This is a genomic window from Streptomyces sp. NPDC005423, from assembly GCF_040606415.1.
Taxonomy (GTDB): Bacteria; Actinomycetota; Actinomycetes; order Streptomycetales; family Streptomycetaceae; genus Streptomyces.
Window position 1 is genome coordinate 107241 of the sequence record NZ_JBEXET010000017.1, and the last position, 23850, is coordinate 131090.

Sequence of the window (23850 nt, forward strand, 5' to 3'; positions counted from 1 at the left end):
CTGGACGCGGGCCTTCCACGGGCTGTGCTCGCTCCGGGTGTCGGCGTAGAGGCAGAGGACGCCGGAGGAGTCGCGGACCAGGAGGTCGGCGCGGCCGTCGCCGGTCAGATCGCCGGTCAGGTCGATGGGGTCAGGTCGCCGGAGATGGCGTACGACTTGCAGCCGCCCCGCACCGAGCTGATCCTCACTCCCCCGCACCCTCCACTTCCCCCGTATCCCGGGCCTCGGGCGGCTTTATATCGGGCATACGAGGTTCTGCCGGGCTTCTCAGCGGGGACTCAGTCAGCTCTCATGATCAGGCGGGAGTCTCTGTTCCATGACCGAGAGCTTCCGCCGCAGCGGCGAGTACGAGACCCCCCAGGGCGACCAGCCGCAGGCGTACCCCCAGCAGCAGCACGTCTCTTCCCCCGTGAACCCGGAGTGGCCGGCCCCGCCGGCCTACCAGCCCGCGCAGCCCGCCGGGTCCGCGCAGCCCGCCGGCACGGCGTGGTCCACGCAGGCCCCGGCCCCCGCCCCGGCCCCGCAGACCGCGTTCGGTGCCGACGGCCACGCCCCCGGCGCCGGCCACGGGGTCGCCGGACCCGCAGTCGACGGACCCGCAGTCGACGGACCCGCAGTCGACGGACACGGGGTCGACGGACACAGTGGCGGCCACGGTGACGGACACGGCGGCGGTACGGCTCTCCTGACCGCCGTCACGCCCGACCCGGCGCCGAAGAAGCGGACCCGCGGCCCGATAGCCCTGCTGGCGGCGGTCGCCATCGTCGCCGCGGCGATCGGCGGCGGCACCGCCTACGGCTTCCAGGAGCTGACCGGCAAGAACACCATCGCCACCAGCAGCACCACGACGAGCGTCGTGCCCTCCAGCAAGACGGGTGACGTCGCCACCATCGCGGCGACCGTCGCCCCCAGCGTGGTCGAGGTCAACGCGACGCTGAGCAACGGCACGTCCACCGGCTCCGGCGTGGTCGTCACCAGCAACGGCGAGATCGTCACCAACAACCACGTCATCTCCGGCGCCTCCACCATCAAGGTCAGGACGAGCGACGGCAAGGAGTACACGGCCAAGGTCGTCGGCACCGACAGCAAGAAGGACCTCGCCCTCCTCAAGCTCGCCAACGCCTCCGGCCTCAAGCCCGCCACCCTCGGCAACTCCGCCGGTGTGCAGGTCGGGGACACGGTCGTCGCGATCGGCTCCCCCGAGGGCCTGACCGGCACGGTCACCAGCGGCATCATCTCCGCCCTCAGCCGTGACGTGACGGTCTCGACCGACGAGAGCCAGGGGCAGAGCCAGGGCGGCGACGGCCAGTGGCCGTTCCAGTTCGGCGGCCAGCAGTTCAACGGCGACACCGGCTCCTCCACGACCACGTACAAGGCGCTCCAGACCGACGCGTCCCTCAACCCGGGCAACTCCGGCGGCGCGCTGATCGACGCGAGCGGCGACATCATCGGCATCAACTCCGCGATGTACTCGGCCAGTTCGTCCTCCTCGTCCTCGTCGTCCGACGCGGGCAGCGTGGGCCTCGGCTTCGCCATCCCGATCAACACCGTCAAGGCCGACCTCGCCACGCTGCGGGCCGGCGGCACCGACAACAACTGACTCCGGCCCGTCCGGTCCGCAACCACCCCGTAGGGAGTACGTCATGATCAAGCAGGTTTCGCACACGGTGCAGGACGCCGGCGCGGCCGGTCTCGGCCTGGCCCTCGCGGTGGCGTACCAACTGCACGCGCCGGCGGCACGGGCGCCGGAGGTCGCGGTCACCCGCGCTCCGGCCCGCCGCACCACGGCCCCCCGCACCCGCCGCCGTACGGCGGCGGCCCGGGGCTGAGCCCGCACCCGCTCGCCCCCTACACGCGCCGGCCGGGAAGCATGCGAGGCTGAAAGCGTTCAGCCTCCCGTCGTCCCACCGCATCCGAGGAACCCAGCCCATGAGCCCCGCCGAAGGCGACCGTGACACCCAGCGCATCCTGATCGTCGACGACGAGCCGGCGGTGCGCGAAGCACTCCAGCGCAGCCTCGCCTTCGAGGGGTACGACACCGAGGTGGCCGTCGACGGCGCGGACGCCCTGGAGAAGGCGACCGCGTACCAGCCCGACCTGGTCGTCCTCGACATCCAGATGCCGCGGATGGACGGTCTCACCGCGGCCCGCCGGATGCGGGGCGCCGGCACCACCACGCCGATCCTGATGCTCACCGCCCGCGACACGGTGGGCGACCGGGTCACGGGGCTCGACGCCGGCGCCGACGACTACCTGGTCAAGCCGTTCGAACTCGACGAACTCTTCGCCCGGGTCCGCGCGTTGCTGCGCCGCAGCTCCTACGCGGCGGCCGCCGCGGCCGGCGCCCCCGAGGACGACTCGCTGACCTTCGCCGACCTGCGCATGGACCTGTCGACGCGCGAGGTGACCCGCGCCGGGCGCCCGGTGGAGCTGACCCGTACCGAGTTCACCCTCCTGGAGATGTTCCTCGCCCACCCCCGGCAGGTCCTCACCCGCGAGCAGATCCTCAAGGCGGTCTGGGGTTTCGACTTCGAACCGTCCTCCAACTCCCTCGACGTCTACGTCATGTATCTCCGCCGCAAGACCGAGGCCGGCGGCGAGCCGCGCCTCGTCCACACGGTCCGGGGCGTGGGGTACGTCCTGCGCCAGGGCGGGGCCGAGTGAGCCGGTTCGTACGCCGCTTCCGGACCCTGCCGATCCGGTCCCGGCTGGCGATGCTGGTGGCGGCGGCGGTGGCGTTCGCGGTGGCGGCGGTCTCGGTGACCTGCTGGTTCATCGTGCAAGGGAAGCTGTACGCCCAGGTCGACAACCAGCTCAAGACCTCGGCGGCCCGTCCGCAGCAGCGCAGCTTCATGGACGCCATCAACAACTGCGGCCAGACCCAGTCGGCCCCGGACACCAACGGCCTGCACCCGCCCTCCGAGTACTACTTCCAGGTGGTGCGGTCGAACGGGTCGTCCTGCGTCCCCTCGGACTCGCCGGGCACCGTGAAGGTCACCGGCGACGACACCGGCGTGGCCAAGAACCCGACGGAGAGCGTCGTCCACAACGGCGTCGACAAGAACGGCAAGTCCGTACGGGTGCTGACGACACCGCTCGTCACCCTCGACAGCAACGGCAACCGTACGGTCGTCCCGGACGCCGCCCTCCTGTACGCCCTGCCCCTCGCGGGCACCGAGTCCACGCTCAACGAACTGGCGCTGCTGCTCCTCCTCGTCTCCGGCATCGGCGTGCTCGGAGCCGGCGTCGCCGGTCTCGCCGTGGCCCGCGCGGGTCTGCGCCCCGTCGACAAGCTCACCGAGGCCGTCGAACACGTCGCCCGCACCGAGGACCTGACCATCCGCATCCCGGTCGAGGACGACAGCGACGACGAGGTGGCGCGCCTCTCCCGTTCCTTCAACTCGATGACGTCCTCCCTGGCCAGCTCCCGCGAACTGCAACAGCAGCTCATCGCCGACGCCGGTCACGAACTCCGCACCCCCCTCACCTCGCTGCGCACCAACGTCGAACTCCTCACCCGCAGCGAGGAGACCGGCCGCCCGATCCCCCCGGCCGACCGCAAGGCACTGCTCGCCTCGGTGAAGGCCCAGATGACCGAACTCGCCTCGCTCATCGGCGACTTGCAGGAACTCTCCCGCTCCGAGGGGCAGCGGGGCGAACGCGTCCAGGTGGTGGCGTTGCAGGACACCGTGGAGGCGGCCCTGCGCCGGGCCCGGCTGCGCGGCCCGGAGCTGACGATCACGGCGGACGTACAGCCCTGGTTCGTCCGTTCCGAGCCGTCCGCGCTGGAGCGCGCGGTGGTCAACATCCTCGACAACGCGGTGAAGTTCAGCCCCGAGGGCGGCACGGTCGAGGTCCAGCTCAACGACGGCGTCCTCACCGTCCGCGACCACGGCCCCGGCATCCCCGCCGACGAACTCCCGCACGTCTTCGACCGCTTCTGGCGCTCCCCGAGCGCCCGCGCACTGCCCGGCTCCGGCCTGGGCCTGTCGATCGTGGCCCGGACCGTACAACAGGCGGGCGGCGAGGTGACGTTGTCCCGCGCCCCGGGCGGCGGCACGGTAGCGACCGTACGGCTCCCGGGCACGCCCACCCCACCGCGGGAACCGGAGCCGGAGCCGGAGCCGGCGCCGTACCCGTAGCCGTAGCCGTAGAACTGCCTTTTTGCGCAGGGTTGTTGGCGGGGAGGGGTGGGCGTTGGCGTACGGCTGATGGCGGGCCGACGGGCGTTGGCCTACGGCTGTGGGCACACGGTCGTTGACCCACGGTCGTAGACCTACGGCTGTGGGCACACGCCCGTTGACCTACGGTCGTTGACCCACGGACGTTGGCCTACGGACGTTGGCCTACGGTCGTTGGCACACGGACGTTGACCCACGCCTCGTTGACCCACGGACGTTGACCCACGGACATTGACCCACGGACGTTGGCCCACGGTCGTAGACCTACGGCTGTGGGCACACAGGCGTTGGCCTACGGACGTGGGCATACGACTGTGGGCACCCGCTCCAGCTCCAGCACCCGCACCCGCACCCCCGCCCCCGCCCCCTCGTGCAGGTCAGGCCCTAGCTCACGCACATTCGGCTGCCAGCCTGGCCACAGGCGTTCGTCCCACCGTGTGGGGATGGCGCGGAAGATTCTGCTGGCCGACGACGACGAGGATGTGCGGGAGGGGCTCGGCAGGCTGCTGAGATACGAGGGGTACGAGACCGTTCTCGCCGCGGACGGGCGGACCGCGCTGGCTCTCCTCGGGGTGCCCGGGGTGCCGGAGGAGGTAGGGGCCGACCTGGTGGTGATGGACGTGACGATGCCGGAGCTGGACGGGCTGGCCGCGACCCGGCGGATCCGGGCCTCCGGGTCCACCGTGCCGATCCTGATGATCACCGGGCGGAACGCGGTCGGCGACCGGATCGTCGCCCTCGACAACGGGGCCGACGACTACCTGACGAAGCCGTTCGCGGCCGAGGAACTGCTGGCCCGCGTGCGGGCGTTGCTGCGCAGGAGTGCGGAGCGGGCGCCCAAGAAGCCGGACACCGGAGGGCAGTTGGTGTTCCAGGACGTCGTCATGGACACCCGTACCCGCGCCGTCACCCGCGGCGGCCGGCCCGTGGGTCTCACCAGGACCGAGTACCTGCTGCTGGAGTACCTGCTGCGGCACCCGGCCAAGGTGCTCACCCGCTCCCAGCTGCACCGGCACGTGTGGGGCTACGACTTCGAGCCCACCTCCAACACGCTCGACGTGTACGTCATGTACGTGCGCCGGAAACTGGAGAGCCGCGGCGAACCGCGGCTCATCCACACCGTGCGGGGGCTGGGTTACAGCCTGCGGGCCCCCGCTACCCCTGCCCCGGCCTCCGCCCGGCCGGGTCCCGCCCGACGTTCCGCAGGATCATCGTGTCCTCCGGGTCCGGGGAACCCGCCGTGAGGGCCGCCTCCGGGAGCGGTCCCGCCAGCCGGGCGTACGTCCCTCCCCTCGCCACCAGCTCCGCGTGCGTGCCCGCCTCGACGAGCCGGCCACCGTCCACCACCAGGACGCGGTCCGCGTCCGGCGCGAGGCTGAGGTCGTGGGTGATCAGGATCGTCGTACGGCCGGACATCAGCCGGCGCAGCGGCTGGACCACCTGGCGGGCGGCGATCGAGTCGAGGCCCGCGGTCGGTTCGTCCAGGACCAGGACGGGGGCCGGGCGCAGCATCGCCCGCGCGATCGCGATCCGTTGCAGCTGACCGCCGGAGAGGGCCGCCGTGCCGGGGGCGATCGCGGTGTCGTAGCCCTCGGGCAGGGCGGCGACGAAGTCGTGTGCGGCGGCGGCCCGCGCGGCCCGCTCGATCTCCGCGTCGCTCGCGCCGGGGCGACCGCACGCGATGTTCTCGCGGATCGTGCCGTTGAGGATGAGCGTCTGCTGGGGCAGCAACGCGACGTTCTCGCGGAGGAAGGCGAGCGGCAGGTCACGCAGGGGTACGCCGTCGAGGCGGATCACGCCCGCCGAGGGGTCGTAGAAGCGGGTCAGGAGGGTGGCGAGGGTGGACTTTCCGGCGCCGCTCGGGCCCGTGACGAGGACCAGTTCGCCGGGGCCGGCGGTGAAGGTGACGTCGTCGACGGAGTCGCGGGCCGCGCCCGGGTGGCGAAAGGTCACGCCGTGGAAGCCGACCCAGCCGTGGACGGGCCAGGCGGGGGTGGGTTCGGCGGGGTCGCCGACGGCCGGGACGGCGTCGAGGATCTCGTTGACGCGACGGGCGCCGGCGGTGGCGGCGGTGAGCGTGAGGCCGAGCCGGCCGAGGTCGCGGACCGGCGGGTAGAGGTAGCCGATGAAGGCGGCGAAGGCGAGGAGCTGGCCCAGCGTCATCCGGCCGGCCGAGATCTCCCAGACGCCGAGGCCGATCACCGCGAGCACGCAGAGGGTCTCGACGACCTCGACGAACTGTTCGTACATCTCGCTCAGCCGGGCCCCGCGCACGGACGCGCTCATCCAGGCCCGCGCCTCCCGGTCGAGGCGGTTCTCCTCGTCGGCGCGGCGGTTGTAGGCCTGCGTCAGCACCACGTTGCCCAGCGACTCCTCGACCACCGAGGTGATCGCGCCGTCGGCGGTCCGCTCGTCCTGCGAGGCCTGCTTGATCCGGCCGGAGAAGCGGCGGGCGGCGAGGAGGAAGAGGGGGGCGAGGAGGAAGGTGGCCAGCGCCAGGTCCCAGCGCAGGTAGAGCGCGGCGCACGCGTAGAAGACGGCCGAGAAGGCGGCCGAGACCGTGCTGACGACACCGGAGACGACCATCTGCTCGATGGCCTCCACGTCACCGGTCAGCCGCTCGACCAGGTCGCCCCGGCGGTGCTCGCGGAAGAAGTGCGGGGGCAGGTCCTGCACGTGGCGGAAGACTCCGGCGCGCAGCCGCAGGACGAATCTCTCCGCCGTCCAGGTGGCCAGGGAGTTGCCGGCGTAGCCGACGAGCGCGCCCAGCGCGGCGACGCCCAGCCAGCCGGCCGCCGGGCCCCAGAACGCGGCGAGCGAACCGGCCTTGAGGGCGTGGTCGGTGAGGTCCGCGAAGAGCAGGATCGAGGCGGTCTCGGCGAGCGCGGAGACGATCACGCACGCGATGATCGCCACGAGCCATCTGCGGTCGCCGCGGGTCAGCGGCCAGAAACGACGGAACGCCTCGTGGGCTTCCCTCATGGTCGACAACTCCCCTCTCCATTCACGGACTTCGGGACTTCGGGACTTCGGGCAGCGGCTGCCCGGGCAACGGCTTGCCGGACGGCGGTCTGCCGGGCAGCGCATTTCCGGACAGCGGAGTCCCCTACTGCGGCTTTTCGCGGGCATGGCCGAGGCGGGGCCACCCGGCGAGTTCGCTCGCCGGCCGGTGGCCCCGCCTCTCGGTGTACTGGCTCAGCCTTGGTGGCCGACCGGGCGGCGCTTCGGCGCGGGCGCGGCCTTCTTGGCGGGCTTCTTCTTCGGCGCCGGAGCGGGCTTGTGGCTCTTCTTCACCGGGGCGATCTTGTGGAAGCTCATTATCAATTCCCTCCCTGGAACGAGTTTTTATATTCGGTTTACTTGTGGCCGACCGGGCGGCGCTTGGCGGGCTGAGCAGGCCTCTTCGGCGCGGGCTTCTTCGGGGCCGGGGCGGGCTTGTGGCTCTTCTTGACCGGCGTGATCTTGTGGAAGCTCATCGTTCTCTCCTCTGTCCCAGACATTTATGTCGTTCGTGCGGTTCATGTCGTTCGCGCTGTTTCGCTTTCGACATGGAAAACACTACGGCACGTCCGGCGCGGAAAAGACCATTTCCGCTGAGACCTTCCTGAGCAATTGCTGTGGATGATTCTCAGGGAATTCGAGGAACTGAAGCGGTGCTTACACAGAATTTAAAACGGCTTTCCCGCGGCCCACCGCGTCGGCCCGGCCGCGGGAAGAGCGCAGGCGCCGGGTCGCCACCCCTTCCACCACTTACCCTCGTACGCATGACCAGCGACGACACCGCACGGCCCGCGCCCACCTCCCGCTCCGTCGAGACCCTCTCCGCGCTCTCCCCCGACCGGACCGAGGCCGTCCTCGCCCTGCTGGCGGAGGCCGCGGCGGCCGACGGCCAGCAGGCCGTCTCCGAGCAGGGGCGGCTGCGGCTGCGGGGCGGTGAGCGGCCGGGGGTCGCGCACCTGCTGCTGACCCTGGGCACCGAACTCGTCGGCTACGCCCAGCTGGAGGACACCGACCCGGTCGAGGCACCCGCCGCCGAACTCGTCGTACGGCCCTCCCAGCGCGGGCACGGGCACGGGCGGGCGCTGGGCGCCGCGCTGCTCGCCGCTTCGGGGAAGCGGCTGCGGGTGTGGGCGCACGGCGGGCACCCCGCCGCCCGGCATCTGGCGCAGGTGCTCGGCCTCACGCTCTTCCGTGAACTGCGGCAGATGCGGCGGCCGTTGGCCGGTCTGGAACTGCCGGAGCCGGTGCTGCCGGAGGGCGTGACCGTACGAACCTTCGTGCCCGGTGCGGACGACGCGGCCTGGCTCGCCGTCAACGCGGCGGCGTTCGCCCACCACCCCGAGCAGGGTTCCCTCACCCAGCGGGACCTGGCGGACCGGATGGGCGAGCCGTGGTTCGACCCCGAGGGGTTCTTCCTGGCCGAGCGGGACGGCGCACTCGTCGGCTTCCACTGGACGAAGGCGCACGCGGCGGAGCGGCTCGGCGAGGTGTACGTCGTGGGGGTGCGGCCCGGGTCGCAGGGCGGCGGGCTGGGGAAGGCGCTGACGACGATCGGGCTGCGCCATCTGGCGGGGCGGGGACTGCCCACGGCGATGCTCTACGTCGACGCCGACAACAAGGCGGCGGTCTCCGTGTACGAGCGGCTGGGCTTCACGACGTACGAGACGGACCTGATGTACCGCTCGGAGTCATGACGTGGCGCCCTGACCGCGCGGGCGGCGACGGCCGGGCACCCGGCGGACGGCGCGCGCCCGGCGCCCGAGGGGTTCCGGGCCGGACACCGCCCACACCAGCGCCGCGCCGGTGAGGAGCAGGGCCCAGTGGTGGTGGCCGGTGTGCCACCGCTTGTCGGTCGGCAGCACGAAGAGGGCCCAGCGGGCGGGCAGCGCCAGGGGGGCGACCAGGGAGACGAGCAGCAGGCCGCCCGCCACCCGCTGACCCGGCTCCGCCTCCTCCGTGAGGCGGACCGCGGTGTTCGCCGCGGCAAGCGCGAGCACCGCCGCCGCGGCCGCCTCCAGGGTGATGTCCCCCACGGGAGGCCGTACTCGGGCCGGGACCAGCAGCAGGGCGGCCGTCCACCACAGGGCGGCGAGCGGCGCGACCAGCGCCACCCGCAGGGCGGTGCGGGTCGTACGGCGGGTCGGTACGGGGGCCGTCACCTCGCGTGCCGGGTCGTCCAGGACGAACGCCAGGCCCAGGGCGAGGGCGAGCGCGGCGGCCCGCAGGGCGACCAGGGCGGACCACGGATCGGGGTGGGAGGACAGGAGGCGCGGTAGGGCGGCGAGCAGCAGGCCCACCGGACCGGTCGCGCCGAGCGCCCGCCAGGGCAGGGCCCGCCCGACCGGCCGGACCAGTTGCGTCAACACCCGTGCGGTCAGACGCACTTGTCCGCCTCTCGGGGTGCCTTGACGCCGAGCAGCTCCGCCACGCGGTCCGTGGTCACCTTCGGGGCCGTCAGCTCGGCCCAGTGCGCCTTCACCCGCGGGGCGACCGCCTTCTCCCCGGCCGTGAACAACTCCCGTACGACGGTGGTCTGTCCGGCCGTCATGGAGAGCGGTTCGGTCTGCGACACGACGATCGCGGAGCCCTCGACACTGTCGTCGAGGCGGACCGCGCTCAGCTGGGAGACCGGGTCGGACTGCCAGCCCAGGGCCAGCCACATGATAGTCACCATGCGCCCGTCGCACACCTCACCGGCCGCCTTCTCGTCCCCCGTGACGAGCACGGAGGCGACCGCCGCGGAGAACTCCGGTACCCGGGGCCCGCCCCACTCGGTGCCGACACTGACCTGGCCCCGCGCGGAGAACGGAGCGATCGCCCCGTCGCCGTCCAGGCCGTAGCGGGCCTCGACCCGCTGCCGTACGAGGAGCCGGTCGGTGCGCGCGGTGCCGCCGGTGAGCGCCTGGACGTGGTCGGCGACCCGGGCCCAGGTGCCGGTGCGGGGCATCCAGTCGGGGAACGCGCAGTACGTCGACCGGCCGTGCCGCGCACAGGACTGCACCTGCTCGGGGGTGACCGAGGCCCGGACGCGGGCGGCGGTGACGGCGGCCGGCACCCCGCCGGCCTGGCCGGCCGCGCCCACGGTACCGAGGACGACGGAACCGGCGAGCGCCGCCGTGACCAGCTTCGTACGGCCCCCGGCGACCACCACCGCGAGGAGCGCGAGGGCGAGCGCGAGACCGGTCAGGTACAGGGCGTGCCAGCCCGCCGGGCGGCCGAGCAGGTCGGCGGGGAACGTGTTGCCGCCCGTCTCGGTGACGACCGGGGAGAGCCAGCGCACGGCACCCTCGCCGGAGCCGGCCGAGAACGGTCCGGCGACGAACAGGAAGAAGAGCAGGGCGACGGTGAGCGGTACCGCGAACGGCCGCCGCACCACCCGGGCGAGCAGCACACCGGCCGCGCCGAACAGCAGCACCGACAGCGGCCCCACGAGCAACTCGCCGACCGAACCGCTGCCCACCGCACCGGACTCGGCCGCCTGCCGGCCGAACTGCACGGCCACGCCGACGGCGACGACGGCGGCCACCGGTACGACGGAGAGCGCGTGGGCGACCGTACGGCGCCACGGTTCAAGGACCAGGACCCCGAAGTGCGCTTCCGTGGCGTGCCGTTGGGAGCGCAGGACGGCCTGGTCGACGCAGAGCAGGACGGCCAGGCCGACCATCAGCGGACCGGTCTGGGTGGCGCGGTCGGCGTCCTGGAGAGCCGGGTAGCCGTACCAGGCGGAGTGGGTGCGCCAGCCGATCCAGACGGCGTAGGCGGCCAGCATGAACAGCACCGGCATGCGCAGCAGGAGCCGGCGGGCCTCGAAGCCGGCCAGCGCGAGCACCGCGGGCCAGGGCCGCCGGGCGGCATCGGTGCGGGCCGCCGGGGGTGCCTCCTCGATCACGGTGCTCATGCGCCGACCTCCGCGTGCGTGCCGTCGATGGTGAGCAAGTAGCCGTCCTCCAGCGTGGGTTCGACGAGTTCGGCGCCGGGCGGCGGATCGCCCACGTTGCGGAAGGAGCCGGTGCCGGTGCGCCAGCCCGCCCTCGCCGCGGGGTCGCGTTCCGGGCCGCTCCACACCCGGCCCTCGGCCCGTGCGGTCAGTTCGGCGGGGGTGCCCTCGAAGCGCACCCGGCCGTCGGCCAGGACGACGACCCGGTGGCAGAGCATCGCGACGTCCTCGGTCTGGTGGGTGGAGAGCAGCACGGTCCGCCCCTCGCCCGCGCGGGCGATCAACTCCCGGAAGCGCATGCGCTGTTCGGGATCGAGGCCGACGGTCGGCTCGTCCAGCACCAGGAAGCCCGGGTCGCCGACGAGCGCCGCCGCCAGCGCGACCCGCTGCCGCATACCGCCGGACAGCTTCTTGATCCGCTTGCCGCGCACGTCCGACAGACCGACCTCCTCCAGCGCCCGCCGCACCTCGCGGTGGCGGGCGGCACGCTCGGTGAGCTCCTTGAGGATCGCCACGTAGTCGACGAACTCGAAGGCCGTGAAGTCGGGGTGGAAGCCGGGTGTCTGGGGCAGATAGCCGAGCGCGCGCCGGACCTCCTGGCGTCCGGCGGAGGTGCCGGGGTCGTGGCCGAGCACGGTGAAGGTGCCCCGGTCGGCGGGGGCGGCGGTGGCGAGCACCCGCAACAGGGTGGTCTTTCCGGCCCCGTTGGGGCCGAGCAGCCCGGTGACGCCCCCGCTGAGCCGCAGGGACACGTCGTCGAGGGCGGTCGTCGAGCCGTAGCGCAGGCTGAGCCCGGCCGCGGAGACGGTGGTGGTCATGGCGTACTCCAGTCAGAGAGCGGGTGTCGAGAAAAGGGGTGCGGGAACCGGGCCGGGCCGCGCGTCCGGGACGCGAGATCGGCGCCTCGGGTGCGGGCGGCGGGCCGCCGGTGCTCAGGCGAGAGGGCGGGGGCGGGGGCCGGGGGTCCGGGTGTCGAAGCGGTCGCGGGCGAGGTAGAGAAGCCCGGCGGCGAGCGCGGCCACCGCGGCGGCCACTCCCTGCCCGGCGGCGGTGAACGGCGCGAGGGTCCCGCCGTGCGTGCGCTCGTGGGCCACCAGCAGCAGGACCGCCCAGCCCGCGCCGACCGCGCCTGGTGCGAGGACCGGCCCGAGCCGCGGAGTCAGCGCGAGACCGGTCGCCGTGAGGGCGAGCGCGGGCAGCAGCCAGGCCAGCGCGCCCAGCCCGTACGCCGGCAGCGCGAGCGTGGCGAGCCCGTTCAGGCCCAGCCCCGCGACGAGCACGGCGACCGTACGGATCATCAGCAGCCGGAAGCCGTGCAGCGGCGCCACCACCGTCATCTCGTACGTCGGGTCGAGCACCGGGCCGTAGGCGAGCGCCACCCCGGCCAGCGGCAGCAGCGGGGCGAGCGTCAGGAAGAAGGTGGGCGAGGCGGTGACCCGCGTCGAGTGGGTCGCCAGGACGGTCAGGAGAAGGACCGCGGTCACCGCGCCGAGCCACGAGCGGCGCAGCACCGGGGTGGCCGCGAGCAGCCGTGCGGTGTGGTCGGCCACCCCGAACCTGACCAGCAGCGTCTCCAGCAACCCCCTTCTGGGGGCGTCGAGTTCGGCGTCCAGCCGGTCCCAGCCCGCCGCCAGAGCCGCGGGGTCGGCCAGCCGGGCCAGCCGGGCCCGGCACTCCGCGCACCGCGCCAGGTGGGTATCGGCCGACCAGAGCGCGGGCGGCGCCAACTCACCGCGCGCGTAGGCTCGTACGTCCTCTTCGGCCACATGCCAGGTCATGCCAGCGCCTCCCGCAGTTGCTTGCGGGCCCGCAGCGCCCGCGTCTTGACCGTGCCGGGCGGTATGTCCAGCAGGACGGCCGCCTCCCGGGTGGTCAGCCCGTCGATGACCGTGGCCTGGAGGACCGCGCGCAGTTCGGGCGAGAGCCGGACCAGGGCGCCCGCGAGGTCCCCGTGCTCCACCCCCGCGAGCACGCGGTCCTCCGCGGACGCCTCGTCCCGGTGGCGCAGCCGGGCCAGCGCCTGCCGCAGCCGGCCGCGCGCGCCGTCGCCGCGCAGCACGTCGATCAGCCGCCGCGACCCGATCCGCCACAGCCACCCGGCGGCGTCCCCGCCGGGCGCGTCCTCGCGGTAGCGGGCGCTGCCGCGCCACACGGCGAGGAACGTCTCCTGCACGACGTCGTCGACGACCCCGGCGTCGGCGCACCGCCCGCGCAGCCGCGCGGTCAGCCACGGCGCGTACCGCCGGTACAGCTCCTCGAAGGCGCGCCGGTCCCGTTCCGCGGCGATCGCGCGCAGCAGTTCCGCGTCGGTCTCCGTTCCCGTTTTCCTCACGCCCCCTCATCGCACGGGCCCCGCCGATCGGTTCACGGGTCCCGCCTTGACTTTTCCGCCCCCCTTGCACCACCCTTTCACTACTCAATTAGTGAAAGGGTGGTGACGGAGTGGACGGAGCGCTCGCCTACCGCATCGACCGGCACAGCGGCGTGGCCACCTACGTCCAGATCGTCCAGCAGACCAAACAGGCACTGCGCCTGGGGATGCTGGCACCCGGCGACAAGCTGCCCACCGCCCGCGAGGTCGTCGAGTCCACCGCCATCAACCCCAACACCGTCCTGAAGGCCTACCGCGAGCTGGAACGCGAGGGACTGGTCGAGGCCCGCCGCGGCCTGGGCACCTTCGTCCGCCGGGGCCTGAGCACCACCCCGGCCGACTCACCCCTGCGCACCGAACTCGACGCGTGGGCCGAGCGGGCCCGCACCGACGGGCTCGACCGGGACGACGTGGCCGCGCTCTTCACCGCCGTACTGGAGACGCACTTCGAGACGCACGTCGAGACGCACGTCGAACCGCGCACCGGAACGCACCCCGCACCGCACCACAAGGGAGAAACCCCATGACCGACACCGCCATCGAGGCCGACGCGCTCGGCCGCCGCTTCGGACGGCGATGGGCGTCCCTCCGGCCGGGCGGAGCCGGAGCCAGGGAACAGTGGGCCCTCCGGGAGTGCTCCTTCCGGCTGCCGGCCGGCCGGGTCTGCGCCGTTGTCGGGCCGAACGGGGCGGGCAAGTCCACCCTCATCGCCCTCGCCGCCGGACTGCTCGCCCCCACCGAGGGCACCCTCGCGGTCCTGGGCACCCCACCCGGCGGAGCCCGGGAACGCGTGGGGTACGTCGCCCAGGACAAACCGCTCTACCCGCAGCTCACCGTCGCCGAGACGCTGCGCATGGGAGCCGACCTCAACACCGACCGCTGGGACGCCGCCGCCGCCGAACGGATCGTGGCCGACGGCGACCTCGACCCCAGCGCCCGGATCCGCACCCTCTCCGGCGGCCAGCGCACCCGGGTCGCCCTCTCCCTCGCCCTCGCCAAGCGGCCCGAACTGCTGCTCCTGGACGAGCCGATGGCCGACCTGGACCCGCTGGCCCGGCACCAGATGATGGGCGTCCTCATGGCGCAGGCCGCCCAGTACGGCACCACCATCGTGATGTCCTCGCACGTCGTCGCCGAACTGGAGGACTCCTGCGACCACCTGCTGCTGATCGGCGGCGGCCGGGTCCGGCTCTCCGGCGCGATCGACGACCTGCTCGCCGCCCACGCGCGGATCTCCGCCCCGGCGCGCACCGCGCTCGACCCGCACACGGTCGTGGAGTCCCGCACCACCGGCCGCCAACTCACCGCGCTGGTCCGCCCCGCCGGCCCGCTCACCGCCGACTGGCACACCGGCCCGCCCACGCTGGAGGAACTCCTCCTCTCCTACCTGCGCAACCCCGAGGCCACCACCCCCGCACCGACCGAGGAGACCCTCGCGTGACCGCCCTCGCCCCACCCGCCCCCGCCACCGGCCACCCGTCCGCAACCCCGCACCTGGTCCGCTGGCTGCTGCGACTGCACCGCCCGGCGCTGCTCGCCTGGACGGCCCTCGTCCTCGTCCTCGGCGCCCTCCTGCTCTGGGTCGGCGGCCCGCTCACCGACGCCTCGGCCGACGCCTGGCGGCAGTACCGCGCCTGCACCACCCCCACCTGCGCCTACGACCAGACCGCGATCCTGCGCTACAAGGACTGGTACGACTACACGACCTACGCCGTCCTCGCCCTGCCCCTGCTCGTCGCCGCCTGGGCGGGCGCCACCCTCACCAGCCGCGAACTGGAACACGGCACCGCCCACCTCGCCTGGACCCAGTCGGTCTCCCCGGTGCGCTGGCTCACCGCCAAACTCGCCCTCCCGGCGGTCCCCGTCGCGGCCGGCACCGCACTACTGGTGGCGCTGCACCACTGGGCGTGGTCGACGAGCCAGGGCCGGATCGACACCGCCAAACGGTGGTACGACACCGGGACCTTCGCCGCCAACGGCACGATCATCGTCGCCCTCTCCCTCGCGGGCCTGGTGACCGGCGTCCTCGTCGGCCTGCTCCGGCGCCAGTCGCTGCCCGCGCTGATCGGGTCGGCGGGCATCACGGCGGCACTGTGGAGCGCGGCCGACCTGCTGCTGCCGCACCTCTGGCCGACCGTCACCCGGCTCTCCGGCATCGACGGCCCGAAGGGCGCCGGCATCACCGTCTCCCAGGGCCTGGTGACCACGTACGGCACCCGGGTCACCGCCCCCTCGTGCGCCACCGACTGCCCGGCCCGCTACGCCGACCTGCACGCCGTCGGCTGGTACAACGACTACCACCCCGCATCCCACTACTGGCCCCTCCAACTCCTCACCAGCGCCCTCGTGCTCGTCGCCGCCGCCGGGGCGGCCGTGGCCGCGCTGCGCGTACTGAAGCACCGGACCGGAGCCACACCCGCCCGCACGGCAACCACCGCATGACCACCGCTCCCGCCGTCACCGACCGCCCGCGCCGCGCGCCGCCGCCCCGCGTCACGGCCGTCGCCGTCACCGCCGCCGCCCGGTTCCCCTTCGGCCGCAAGGGGGACGAAAGCCAGCCGGAGCACCCCTTCCGGCCCGTCCAACTCACCCCAACAGCAGCCCTGTTGACGCTCACAGCGGCTACGGACACGGCCGCCTCCACGGTCCTCGCCCGCCGTACGGGACCCAGCGCGCCCCACGGGTGAGGCAGCCCCGGCCGACAACCCCACACGGAACGACCGCACACCCCCCGCGAGAGCAAAGAACCCGCGATCTCCGCGGGTAGACCCCCGGGAGCCGCCCCCAGATATCCCGCACGCCATGTCGCCGTAACCATTGGTTCAGACGGGCTTGCGAGGCTCGGCCAATGACGCCCGTCGTGCCAGAACCCTTGCCGCCCCCGGAGGGAAACGGGAAGAACGGGGAAGCCCTCCCCCAGCCTCGGCTCCGCCCCGTCCGGAGGGACCCCGCCGCGCTCGCGCTCCCTCCCGCCCGTTCCGACGCGCCTGTATCGCCCGTTGCGCGGAAGAATGGGTCCATGAGCCAGTCCAACTCCCAGGCAAAGGTCCAGCACGCGCAGCCCTCCGTGGGCTCCATCGCCGCGCACCGCCCGCACACGGTCTCCGCCGCGGTCTCCGATCTGGAACCCGACATCGACGCCGACCTCGACGAATACGAGGAGGCGCCGCACGACGGGCCCACACTGCCCCAGGGCCGGTTCCTGGACCGCGAGCGCAGCTGGCTCGCCTTCAACGAGCGGGTCCTGGAACTCGCGGAGGACCCCGACACACCCCTGCTGGAACGCGCCAACTTCCTGGCGATCTTCGCCAGCAACCTGGACGAGTTCTTCATGGTCCGGGTGGCCGGCCTGAAGCGCCGGATCGCCACCGGCGTCGCCACCCGCTCCGCCTCCGGCCTCCAGCCCCGCGAGGTGCTGGAGATGATCTGGGCCCGCTCCCGCGAGCTGATGGCCCGGCACGCCGCCTGCTACCACGAGGACGTCGCCCCCGCACTCGCGGAGGAGGGCGTTCACCTGGTCCGCTGGAACGAGCTGACGGAGAAGGAACAAGCACGCCTCTTCACCCTCTTCCGGCACCAGATCTTCCCCGTGCTGACCCCGCTGGCCGTCGACCCCGCGCACCCCTTCCCCTACATATCGGGACTCTCCCTCAACCTCGCGGTCGTCGTACGCAACCCCGTCACCGGCCACCGCCACTTCGCGCGCGTCAAGGTGCCCCCCCTGCTCTCCCGCTTCCTGGAGAGCTCCGCGGGCCGCTACGTCCCCCTGGAGGACGTCATCGGCGCCCACCTGGAGGAGCTCTTCCCCGGCATGGAGGTGCTGGAGCACCACGCCTTCCGGCTCACCCGCAACGAGGACCTCGAAGTCGAGGAGGACGACGCCGAGAACCTGCTCCAGGCCCTGGAGAAGGAACTCATGCGGCGCCGCTTCGGACCGCCGGTCCGCCTGGAGGTCGAGGAGTCCATCGACCGCGAGGTGCTCGACCTGCTGGTGCGCGAGCTGAAGATCAGCGAGGCCGAGGTCTACCCGCTGCCCGGCCCGCTCGACCTCACCGGTCTCTTCCGGATCGCCTCCCTGGACCGGCCCGAGCTGAAGTACCAGAAGTTCATCGCCGGCACCCACCGCGACCTCGCCGAGGTCGAGTCCGCCTCCGCGGCCGACATCTTCGGCTCCCTGCGCACCCGGGACGTGCTGCTGCACCACCCCTACGACTCCTTCTCCACGTCGGTGCAGGCCTTCCTCCAGCAGGCCGCCGAGGACGACGACGTCCTCGCCATCAAGCAGACCCTGTACCGGACCTCCGGCGACTCCCCGATCGTGGACGCCCTCATCGACGCCGCCGAGGCCGGCAAGCAGGTCCTCGTCCTGGTCGAGATCAAGGCCCGCTTCGACGAACACGCCAACATCAAGTGGGCACGCAAGCTGGAGGAGGCCGGCTGCCACGTCGTCTACGGCCTCGTCGGCCTCAAGACCCACTGCAAGCTGTCGCTCGTCGTCCGCCAGGAAGGCGACACGCTCCGCCGCTACAGCCACGTCGGCACCGGCAACTACCACCCCAAGACGGCCCGCCTCTACGAGGACCTCGGCCTGCTGACCGCGGACCCGCAGGTCGGCGCCGACCTCTCGGACCTCTTCAACCGGCTCTCCGGCTACTCGCGCCGCGAGACCTACCGCCGCCTCCTCGTCGCCCCCAAGTCCCTGCGCGACGGCCTGATCTCCCGGATCAACAAGGAGGTCCAGCACCACACCGCCGGACGCCCCGCCTTCATCCGCATCAAGGTCAACTCGATGGTGGACGAGGCGATCATCGACGCGCTCTACCGCGCCTCCCAGGCCGGCGTGCCCGTCGACGTGTGGGTGCGCGGCATCTGCGCGGTCCGGCCGGGCGTCGCGGGCCTGTCCGAGAACATCCGCGTACGGTCCGTCCTCGGCCGCTTCCTCGAACACTCCCGGGTCTTCACCTTCGGCAACGGCGGCGAACCCGAGGTGTGGATCGGCAGCGCCGACATGATGCACCGCAACCTCGACCGCCGTATCGAGGCCCTGGTCAGACTCACCGACCCGGGCCACCGCGGCTCCATCAACCGCATGCTGGAAACCGGAATGTCGGACACCACCTCCTCCTGGCACCTGGGCCCGGACGGCGAATGGACCCGGCACGCGAAGGACGCGGACGGCCAGCCCCTGCGCAACGTCCAGGAGATGCTCATTGACGCCCGGAGGCGCCGGCGTGGCACAGCAACACCTTGACCCGACGGACCCCACGGCCGGACCGGTGGCAGGCAGCGCCCTCGGCGACTACCTGCGGTCCCAGGCCACGGAGTTCCTCCGCGCACTGCGGTCGCACCGGGAGACCGGCGCGACCGCGGGCGGCTCGGAGGAAGCCGTCGACGCGGCACGCGCCCTGCGCCGCTCGGCCCGCCGTATCAGCGGCAGCCTGCACACCTTCCGGCCACTGCTCGACACCGAGTGGTCGGAGCAGATGCGCCCCGAACTCGCCTGGCTGTCCGGCACGTTGGCGCTGGAGCACGCGTGCGCGGCCCGGCTCGAACGGCTGCTGCACGCCCTGCACCGGCTCTCGGGCTCGGCCGCCTTCCCCGTCCGCACACCCGGGCTGACCATCGGCGCCCCGGCCGGGCCCGCCGTCCCGGCACCGGCCGCCGCCGAGCGCTCCAGCCTCACCGTGGGCGCGGCGAAGGCGGGCGCGCTGCTCGAACGGCAGCTCACCCTGGCCCGCACCCGGGCCCACTCCACCGCGCTCCAGGCGCTCGGCTCCTCCCGCTTCCACGCGGTCGCCGACAAGGTCGCCGTACTGGCCAGCGAGGTTCCGCTCACCCCCGCCGCGGCCGGCACGGACCTGCGTCCGCTCGCCGCCGCCTCCGGCGAACGCCTCACCGCCGCGGTCACCGCGCTCCCCCTGGTCACCGCCGGACACCCCTACAACGCGGAAGCCCTCGTCCACGGCCTCTCCCCCGACCCGGCCCCGCACCCCCAGGACGGCCCCTGGCACCAGGTCCGCCTGCTGCTGCGCCTGCACCGCTACGCCCGCGAGGCCCTCTACGGCGACGACCCCGTGGACGTACGGCTGCTCGCGGCCGGACAGGCCCTGAACCGGCACCGCGACGCCTCCGAGGCGGCCGCCGCCGCGGCCTCGGCGGCCCGAACCCCCCGTATCGCCCCCGCGACGGCGTACGCGCTCGGAGTGCTCCACGCCGACCAGCGCCACGAGGTGGAGGCGGCCCGGTTCGCCTTCCACCAGTCCTGGCAGAAACAAACCGTACGCACGCCTTGACAGGGCCCGCACGGCGAGCGGCGGGGGAAAGCGGGGCCGAAACAGCCGAACAGCAGAGGAGACGGTGAAGGAACCGTGACGTCGACTTCCCCGAACGACTCCACCGTCGAGGCGGCCGGCTGCGTCCTGTGGCGCCGCTCCCCCACGGACGGCACCCTGCAGATCTGCCTCGTCCACAGGCCGAAGTACGACGACTGGTCGCACCCCAAAGGCAAGCTGAAGCGGGGCGAGGACCCGCTGGCGGGCGCCCGGCGCGAGGTCGAGGAGGAGACCGGGTACACCGCCTCCCCCGGCGCCGCGCTGCCCACCTCGTACTACCTGGCGAACGATCGCCCCAAGCGGGTCCGGTACTGGGCGGCCGAGGCCGCCACCGGCGCGTTCGCCCCCAACGACGAGGTGGACCGCATCCTCTGGCTGCCGCCGGCCGCCGCCCGCGCCCGGCTCACCCAGCCGAGGGACCGCACCCTCGTGGACGCCCTGCTGGCCGCGCTCCGCCTGGCATAGTCCGGGATCACCCTGTGTCCTCGACGTGAGCGTTCCGTGACCTAACCGCACCGTCCTCAGGGGTTCACCCCCCGTTCACTCGGGCCCGTAGGCGCCTTCACCTGTTCTGCCTACTTTCGGCCTTACGCGATGCGAGTCGCGACCTGGGGGTCGCTCCCGCATCACCCAGTCTTCGCACGCCGCCGGAATTCAGGACGGCGGCTCTTGGAAGGAACTCCCTCAAGTGAAGCTTCAGCGCATGAACCGGCAGGCCATCACCCTCGGTGCTCTCGCCGTCTCCGGCGCCCTGGCCCTCACGGCGTGCGGCTCGGACGACAACGGCACCAAGGCGAGCAGCAGCAGCTCCTCGTCGGCCGGCGCCGGCTCGATCAAGTGTGACAACGCCAAGGGCCAGCTGCTCGCCGACGGCTCATCCGCGCAGAAGAACGCGATCGACGCGTGGGTGAAGAGCTTCAGCCAGGCCTGCGGCGTCCAGATCAACTACAAGGGTGGCGGCTCCGGCGCCGGTGTCACCTCCTTCACCCAGGGTCAGATCGCCTTCGCCGGCTCCGACTCCGCGCTGAAGCCCGAAGAGGTCACCGCCTCCAAGAAGGTCTGCTCCGGCGGCCAGGGCATCGACCTCCCGATGGTCGGCGGCCCGATCGCCCTCGGTTACAACGTCCCCGGCGTGGACAACCTGGTCCTGGACGCCCCCACGCTCGCCAAGATCTTCGACAGCAAGATCACCAAGTGGAACGACGCGGCGATCAAGAAGCTGAACCCGTCCGCCTCGCTGCCCGACCTCAAGATCCAGGCGTTCCACCGCTCGGACGAGTCCGGCACCACGGACAACTTCACCAAGTACCTGATCGCCACCAGCCCGGCCAACTGGAAGTACTCCGGCGGCAAGGCCTGGCAGGCCAAGGGCGGCCAGTCCGCGGCCGGCTCCGCGGGCGTCGCCCAGCAGGTCAAGGCGACCTCCGGCGCCATCGGCTACTTCGAGCTCTCCTACGTCGGTGACGGCGTGAAGGCCGTCTCCATCGACACCGGCGCCAGCGCCCCGGTCGCGCCCAGCACCGACAGCGCCACCAAGGACATCGCCGACGCCCAGGTCGTGGGCACCGGCTCCGACCTGTCGCTCAAGCTGAACTACAACACCAAGGCCGACGGCGCGTACCCGATCACCCTGGTGACGTACGAGATCGCCTGCGACAAGGGCAACAAGGCCGACACGCTGCCCGCCACCAAGGCGTTCCTCACCTACATCGCGAGTGAGGAGGGCCAGAAGGTCCTCAGCACCATCGACTACGCGCCGATCCCCGACGCGATCATCACCAAGGTCCGCAGCACCATCGCGAGCCTGAGCTAGTCCGAGTGTGCGGCCGGGTCCCGCCGAGGGGCCCGGCCGCACCGTCCGGTGCACCGCCGCCACGGACCGCACGGCATGTGCGGGCCCGCAGACCGGAGAACCCGATGGATATATCGACGCAGAGCACAGCAGAAGCGCCTCCCCCCCTCCCCGAACCGACGGTGGCCGAGCAGAAGCGCACGGCCCGCGGTGCCACCCGACCCGGCGACCGGATCTTCCTCGGTCTCTCCCGCGGGTCGGGCATCTTCCTGTTGGTGATCATGGCCGCGATCGCGGTCTTCCTCACCTACCGCGCCTCCCTCGCGATCAGCAAGGACCACGCGAACTTCCTCACCACGTTCGAGTGGAACACCAACGTGCTGCCGCCGAAGTTCGGCATCGCCGTCCTGGCGTTCGGCACGGTGGTGTCCTCGCTCATCGCCATGGTCATCGCGGTCCCGATCGCGGTCGCCATCGCCCTGTTCACCACGCACTACGCCCCGCGCAAGCTCCGCGGCCCGGTCGCCTACGTCATCGACCTGCTGGCCGCCGTACCGTCCATCGTGTACGGCCTGTGGGGCGCCCTGATCCTCGTACCGCACATGGTCGGCCTCTACGGCTGGCTGGACGAGTTCTTCGGCTGGACCGGGATCTTCTCCTGGGACGAGGGCGCGCCCCGCTCGATGCTCACCGTCGGCATCCTGCTGGCGATCATGATCCTGCCGGTCATCACCAACGTGAGCCGCGAGGTCTTCCGCCAGGTCCCGCAGATGCACGAGGAAGCCGCGCTCGCCCTCGGTGCCACCCGCTGGGAGGTCATCCGGATATCGGTGATCCCCTTCGGCCGCTCCGGCGTCATCTCCGCCTCGATGCTCGGCCTGGGCCGCGCGCTCGGCGAGACGATGGCCGTCGCCACCGTGCTCTCCCCGGACTTCCTCATCCACGGCAGCCTGCTCAACCCGGGCGGCGGCACCTTCGCCCAGAACATCGCCAGCAAGTTCAGCGAGGCGACGGCGGACGGCCGGGACGCGCTGATCGCCTCCGGTCTCGTCCTGTTCGTCATCACTCTGCTGGTCAACGGCGCGGCCCGGCTCATCATCGCCCGCCGCGCGGAGTACTCGGGGGCCAACGCATGAGCACCACAGCCGTAGCCGAGAAGCCCGTGAGCACCCTCCAGGGCGCCACGCTGCCCACCTGGTCGCCGTACGCGATCGCCGGCGGCTCCGTCGTCCTGGCCGTCGCCGTCGGACTCGTCGGCGGTCTGGACAGCAAGGTCCAGTGGGGCCTGATCGCGGCGCTCCTCTTCGTCCTCGGTACGTACGTCATCGCCGCGCGCGTCGAGGGCGGCCGTCAGGCCAAGGACCGGATCGCCACCAGCCTCGTCTGGGTCGCCTTCGTCGTCGCCGTCATCCCGCTGGTCTCCCTGCTGTGGACGACCATCAAGCGCGGGGTGAAGGTCCTCGACGTGTCGTTCCTGACCCACTCGATGGGCGTGGTCGCCGACACCGAGCCGGGCGGCGGTATCTACCACGCCATCATCGGCAGCCTGGAGCAGGTCGGTCTCGCCACCCTGATCGGCGCCCCGATCGGTGTGCTCACCGCGATCTACCTGGTCGAGTACGGACACGGCGCGCTGTCCAAGGCGGTCACCTTCTTCGTCGACGTGATGACCGGCATCCCCTCGATCGTCGCCGGTCTGTTCATCCTCAGCCTGATGCTGATGTGGGACATGCAGCCCTTCGGCTTCGCCGGCTCCTGCGCCCTGGCTATCCTGATGATGCCGGTCGTGGTGCGCTCCACCGAGGAGATGCTGAAGCTCGTACCGAACGAGCTGCGTGAGGCGTCCCTCGCCCTGGGCATCCCGAAGTGGCGCACCATCCTGAAGGTCGTCCTGCCGACCGCGATCGGCGGCATCACCACCGGCATCATGCTCTCGGTCGCCCGTATCGCCGGTGAGACCGCGCCCGTGCTGCTGCTGGTCTTCGGCAACCCCTTCATCAACAACAACCCCTTCGAGGGCGCGCAGGCGTCGCTGCCGCTGTACATCTACCAGCAGTTCGCGCAGAGCGCGGGTTCCGGAGCGGCCTACGACCGTGCCTGGGCCGCCTCCCTCACGCTGATCGCCTTCGTGATGATCCTCAACCTGGTGGCCCGCGGCATCGCCCGCTGGAAGGCCCCCAAGGCCGGTCGCTAAGGCGACACTTTCGGGCTCCGCCGGACGGGGCCCACTAGGCAGC

Annotated in this window: 23 protein-coding genes; 16 read left to right on the plus strand and 7 right to left on the minus strand. The window is 72.4% G+C overall.

The window, feature by feature from the left end; all coding sequences use genetic code 11:
* Positions 1-316: 316 nt before the first annotated feature.
* From ABZT12_RS19825 to ABZT12_RS19845, 5 genes are all read left to right on the plus strand, one after another.
* Complete coding sequence (locus ABZT12_RS19825) at positions 317-1600, plus strand: trypsin-like peptidase domain-containing protein (protein ID WP_356385785.1); 1284 nt, start codon at positions 317-319, stop codon at positions 1598-1600.
* A 43-nt stretch (positions 1601-1643) separates the two neighbouring features.
* Entirely contained in the window at positions 1644-1829 is a 186-nt protein-coding gene (locus ABZT12_RS19830; protein WP_356385787.1) for a hypothetical protein, read from the plus strand.
* A gap of 100 nt (positions 1830-1929) precedes the next feature.
* Positions 1930-2664, plus strand: coding sequence for a response regulator transcription factor (locus ABZT12_RS19835; protein WP_356385790.1), 735 nt, complete (start codon positions 1930-1932; stop codon positions 2662-2664).
* On the plus strand, positions 2661-4142 hold the full coding sequence (locus tag ABZT12_RS19840; RefSeq protein WP_356385793.1) for a HAMP domain-containing sensor histidine kinase: 1482 nt from the start codon (positions 2661-2663) through the stop codon (positions 4140-4142). Before ABZT12_RS19835 ends, ABZT12_RS19840 begins: the two co-directional genes overlap by 4 nt.
* Before the next feature lie 482 nt (positions 4143-4624).
* The gene (locus tag ABZT12_RS19845) at positions 4625-5425 is read left to right on the plus strand and encodes a response regulator transcription factor (RefSeq protein WP_356385796.1); all 801 of its coding nucleotides are present in this window, start codon (positions 4625-4627) and stop codon (positions 5423-5425) included.
* On the opposite strand, the gene ABZT12_RS19850 is transcribed toward ABZT12_RS19845, so the two are convergent.
* Positions 5337-7163: an ABC transporter ATP-binding protein gene (locus ABZT12_RS19850; protein ID WP_356385798.1), complete on the minus strand. Its 1827-nt coding sequence runs from the start codon at positions 7161-7163 to the stop codon at positions 5337-5339. The two genes, ABZT12_RS19845 and ABZT12_RS19850, sit on opposite strands and share 89 nt — an antisense overlap.
* A gap of 213 nt (positions 7164-7376) precedes the next feature.
* The gene (locus ABZT12_RS19855; RefSeq protein ID WP_356385801.1) at positions 7377-7499 is read right to left on the minus strand and encodes a hypothetical protein; all 123 of its coding nucleotides are present in this window, start codon (positions 7497-7499) and stop codon (positions 7377-7379) included.
* A gap of 446 nt (positions 7500-7945) precedes the next feature.
* Here ABZT12_RS19855 and mshD point away from each other — a divergent pair, with 446 nt between their 5' ends.
* Positions 7946-8875, plus strand: coding sequence for a mycothiol synthase (gene mshD / locus ABZT12_RS19860; RefSeq protein ID WP_356385804.1), 930 nt, complete (start codon positions 7946-7948; stop codon positions 8873-8875).
* Here the strand turns inward: mshD and ABZT12_RS19865 are convergent.
* From ABZT12_RS19865 to ABZT12_RS19885, 5 genes are all read right to left on the minus strand, one after another.
* Positions 8870-9565, minus strand: a complete 696-nt coding sequence (locus tag ABZT12_RS19865; RefSeq protein ID WP_356385807.1) for an ABC transporter — start codon at positions 9563-9565, stop codon at positions 8870-8872. The two genes, mshD and ABZT12_RS19865, sit on opposite strands and share 6 nt — an antisense overlap.
* Positions 9556-11079: an ABC transporter permease gene (locus tag ABZT12_RS19870; RefSeq protein WP_356385810.1), complete on the minus strand. Its 1524-nt coding sequence runs from the start codon at positions 11077-11079 to the stop codon at positions 9556-9558. The genes ABZT12_RS19865 and ABZT12_RS19870 overlap by 10 nt, the downstream gene beginning before the upstream one ends.
* The gene (locus ABZT12_RS19875) at positions 11076-11936 is read right to left on the minus strand and encodes an ABC transporter ATP-binding protein (protein WP_356385813.1); all 861 of its coding nucleotides are present in this window, start codon (positions 11934-11936) and stop codon (positions 11076-11078) included. Before ABZT12_RS19875 ends, ABZT12_RS19870 begins: the two co-directional genes overlap by 4 nt.
* Positions 11937-12050: 114 nt before the next feature.
* Positions 12051-12896, minus strand: a complete 846-nt coding sequence (locus ABZT12_RS19880) for a zf-HC2 domain-containing protein (RefSeq protein ID WP_356385816.1) — start codon at positions 12894-12896, stop codon at positions 12051-12053.
* The gene (locus ABZT12_RS19885) at positions 12893-13450 is read right to left on the minus strand and encodes an RNA polymerase sigma factor (RefSeq protein WP_356385819.1); all 558 of its coding nucleotides are present in this window, start codon (positions 13448-13450) and stop codon (positions 12893-12895) included. Before ABZT12_RS19885 ends, ABZT12_RS19880 begins: the two co-directional genes overlap by 4 nt.
* A gap of 110 nt (positions 13451-13560) precedes the next feature.
* Between ABZT12_RS19885 and ABZT12_RS19890 the strand changes: the two genes are divergently transcribed.
* From ABZT12_RS19890 to pstA, 10 genes are all read left to right on the plus strand, one after another.
* Entirely contained in the window at positions 13561-14016 is a 456-nt protein-coding gene (locus ABZT12_RS19890) for a GntR family transcriptional regulator (RefSeq protein ID WP_356385822.1), read from the plus strand.
* Positions 14013-14930 (plus strand): ABC transporter ATP-binding protein, encoded by a 918-nt coding sequence (locus ABZT12_RS19895; RefSeq protein ID WP_356385825.1) that lies wholly within the window; start codon positions 14013-14015, stop codon positions 14928-14930. The genes ABZT12_RS19890 and ABZT12_RS19895 overlap by 4 nt, the downstream gene beginning before the upstream one ends.
* Positions 14927-15931 carry an ABC transporter permease gene (locus ABZT12_RS19900; RefSeq protein WP_356385828.1) on the plus strand — a complete coding sequence of 335 codons (1005 nt, stop codon included), beginning with the start codon at positions 14927-14929 and terminating at the stop codon, positions 15929-15931. The genes ABZT12_RS19895 and ABZT12_RS19900 overlap by 4 nt, the downstream gene beginning before the upstream one ends.
* A complete protein-coding gene (locus ABZT12_RS19905; protein WP_356385831.1) occupies positions 15928-16176 on the plus strand; it encodes a hypothetical protein in 249 nt (82 codons plus the stop codon). The genes ABZT12_RS19900 and ABZT12_RS19905 overlap by 4 nt, the downstream gene beginning before the upstream one ends.
* Positions 16177-16508: 332 nt before the next feature.
* Complete coding sequence (locus ABZT12_RS19910) at positions 16509-18740, plus strand: RNA degradosome polyphosphate kinase (protein ID WP_356385833.1); 2232 nt, start codon at positions 16509-16511, stop codon at positions 18738-18740.
* Entirely contained in the window at positions 18721-19782 is a 1062-nt protein-coding gene (locus ABZT12_RS19915) for a CHAD domain-containing protein (protein WP_356385836.1), read from the plus strand. Before ABZT12_RS19910 ends, ABZT12_RS19915 begins: the two co-directional genes overlap by 20 nt.
* A 75-nt stretch (positions 19783-19857) precedes the next feature.
* Complete coding sequence (locus ABZT12_RS19920; protein ID WP_356385839.1) at positions 19858-20286, plus strand: NUDIX hydrolase; 429 nt, start codon at positions 19858-19860, stop codon at positions 20284-20286.
* A 223-nt stretch (positions 20287-20509) separates the two neighbouring features.
* The gene (gene pstS, locus ABZT12_RS19925) at positions 20510-21634 is read left to right on the plus strand and encodes a phosphate ABC transporter substrate-binding protein PstS (RefSeq protein WP_356385842.1); all 1125 of its coding nucleotides are present in this window, start codon (positions 20510-20512) and stop codon (positions 21632-21634) included.
* A 104-nt stretch (positions 21635-21738) separates the two neighbouring features.
* On the plus strand, positions 21739-22749 hold the full coding sequence (gene pstC / locus ABZT12_RS19930; protein ID WP_356385845.1) for a phosphate ABC transporter permease subunit PstC: 1011 nt from the start codon (positions 21739-21741) through the stop codon (positions 22747-22749).
* Positions 22746-23807, plus strand: a complete 1062-nt coding sequence (gene pstA / locus ABZT12_RS19935) for a phosphate ABC transporter permease PstA (RefSeq protein WP_356385849.1) — start codon at positions 22746-22748, stop codon at positions 23805-23807. Before pstC ends, pstA begins: the two co-directional genes overlap by 4 nt.
* The last annotated feature ends 43 nt before the right edge of the window (positions 23808-23850 follow it).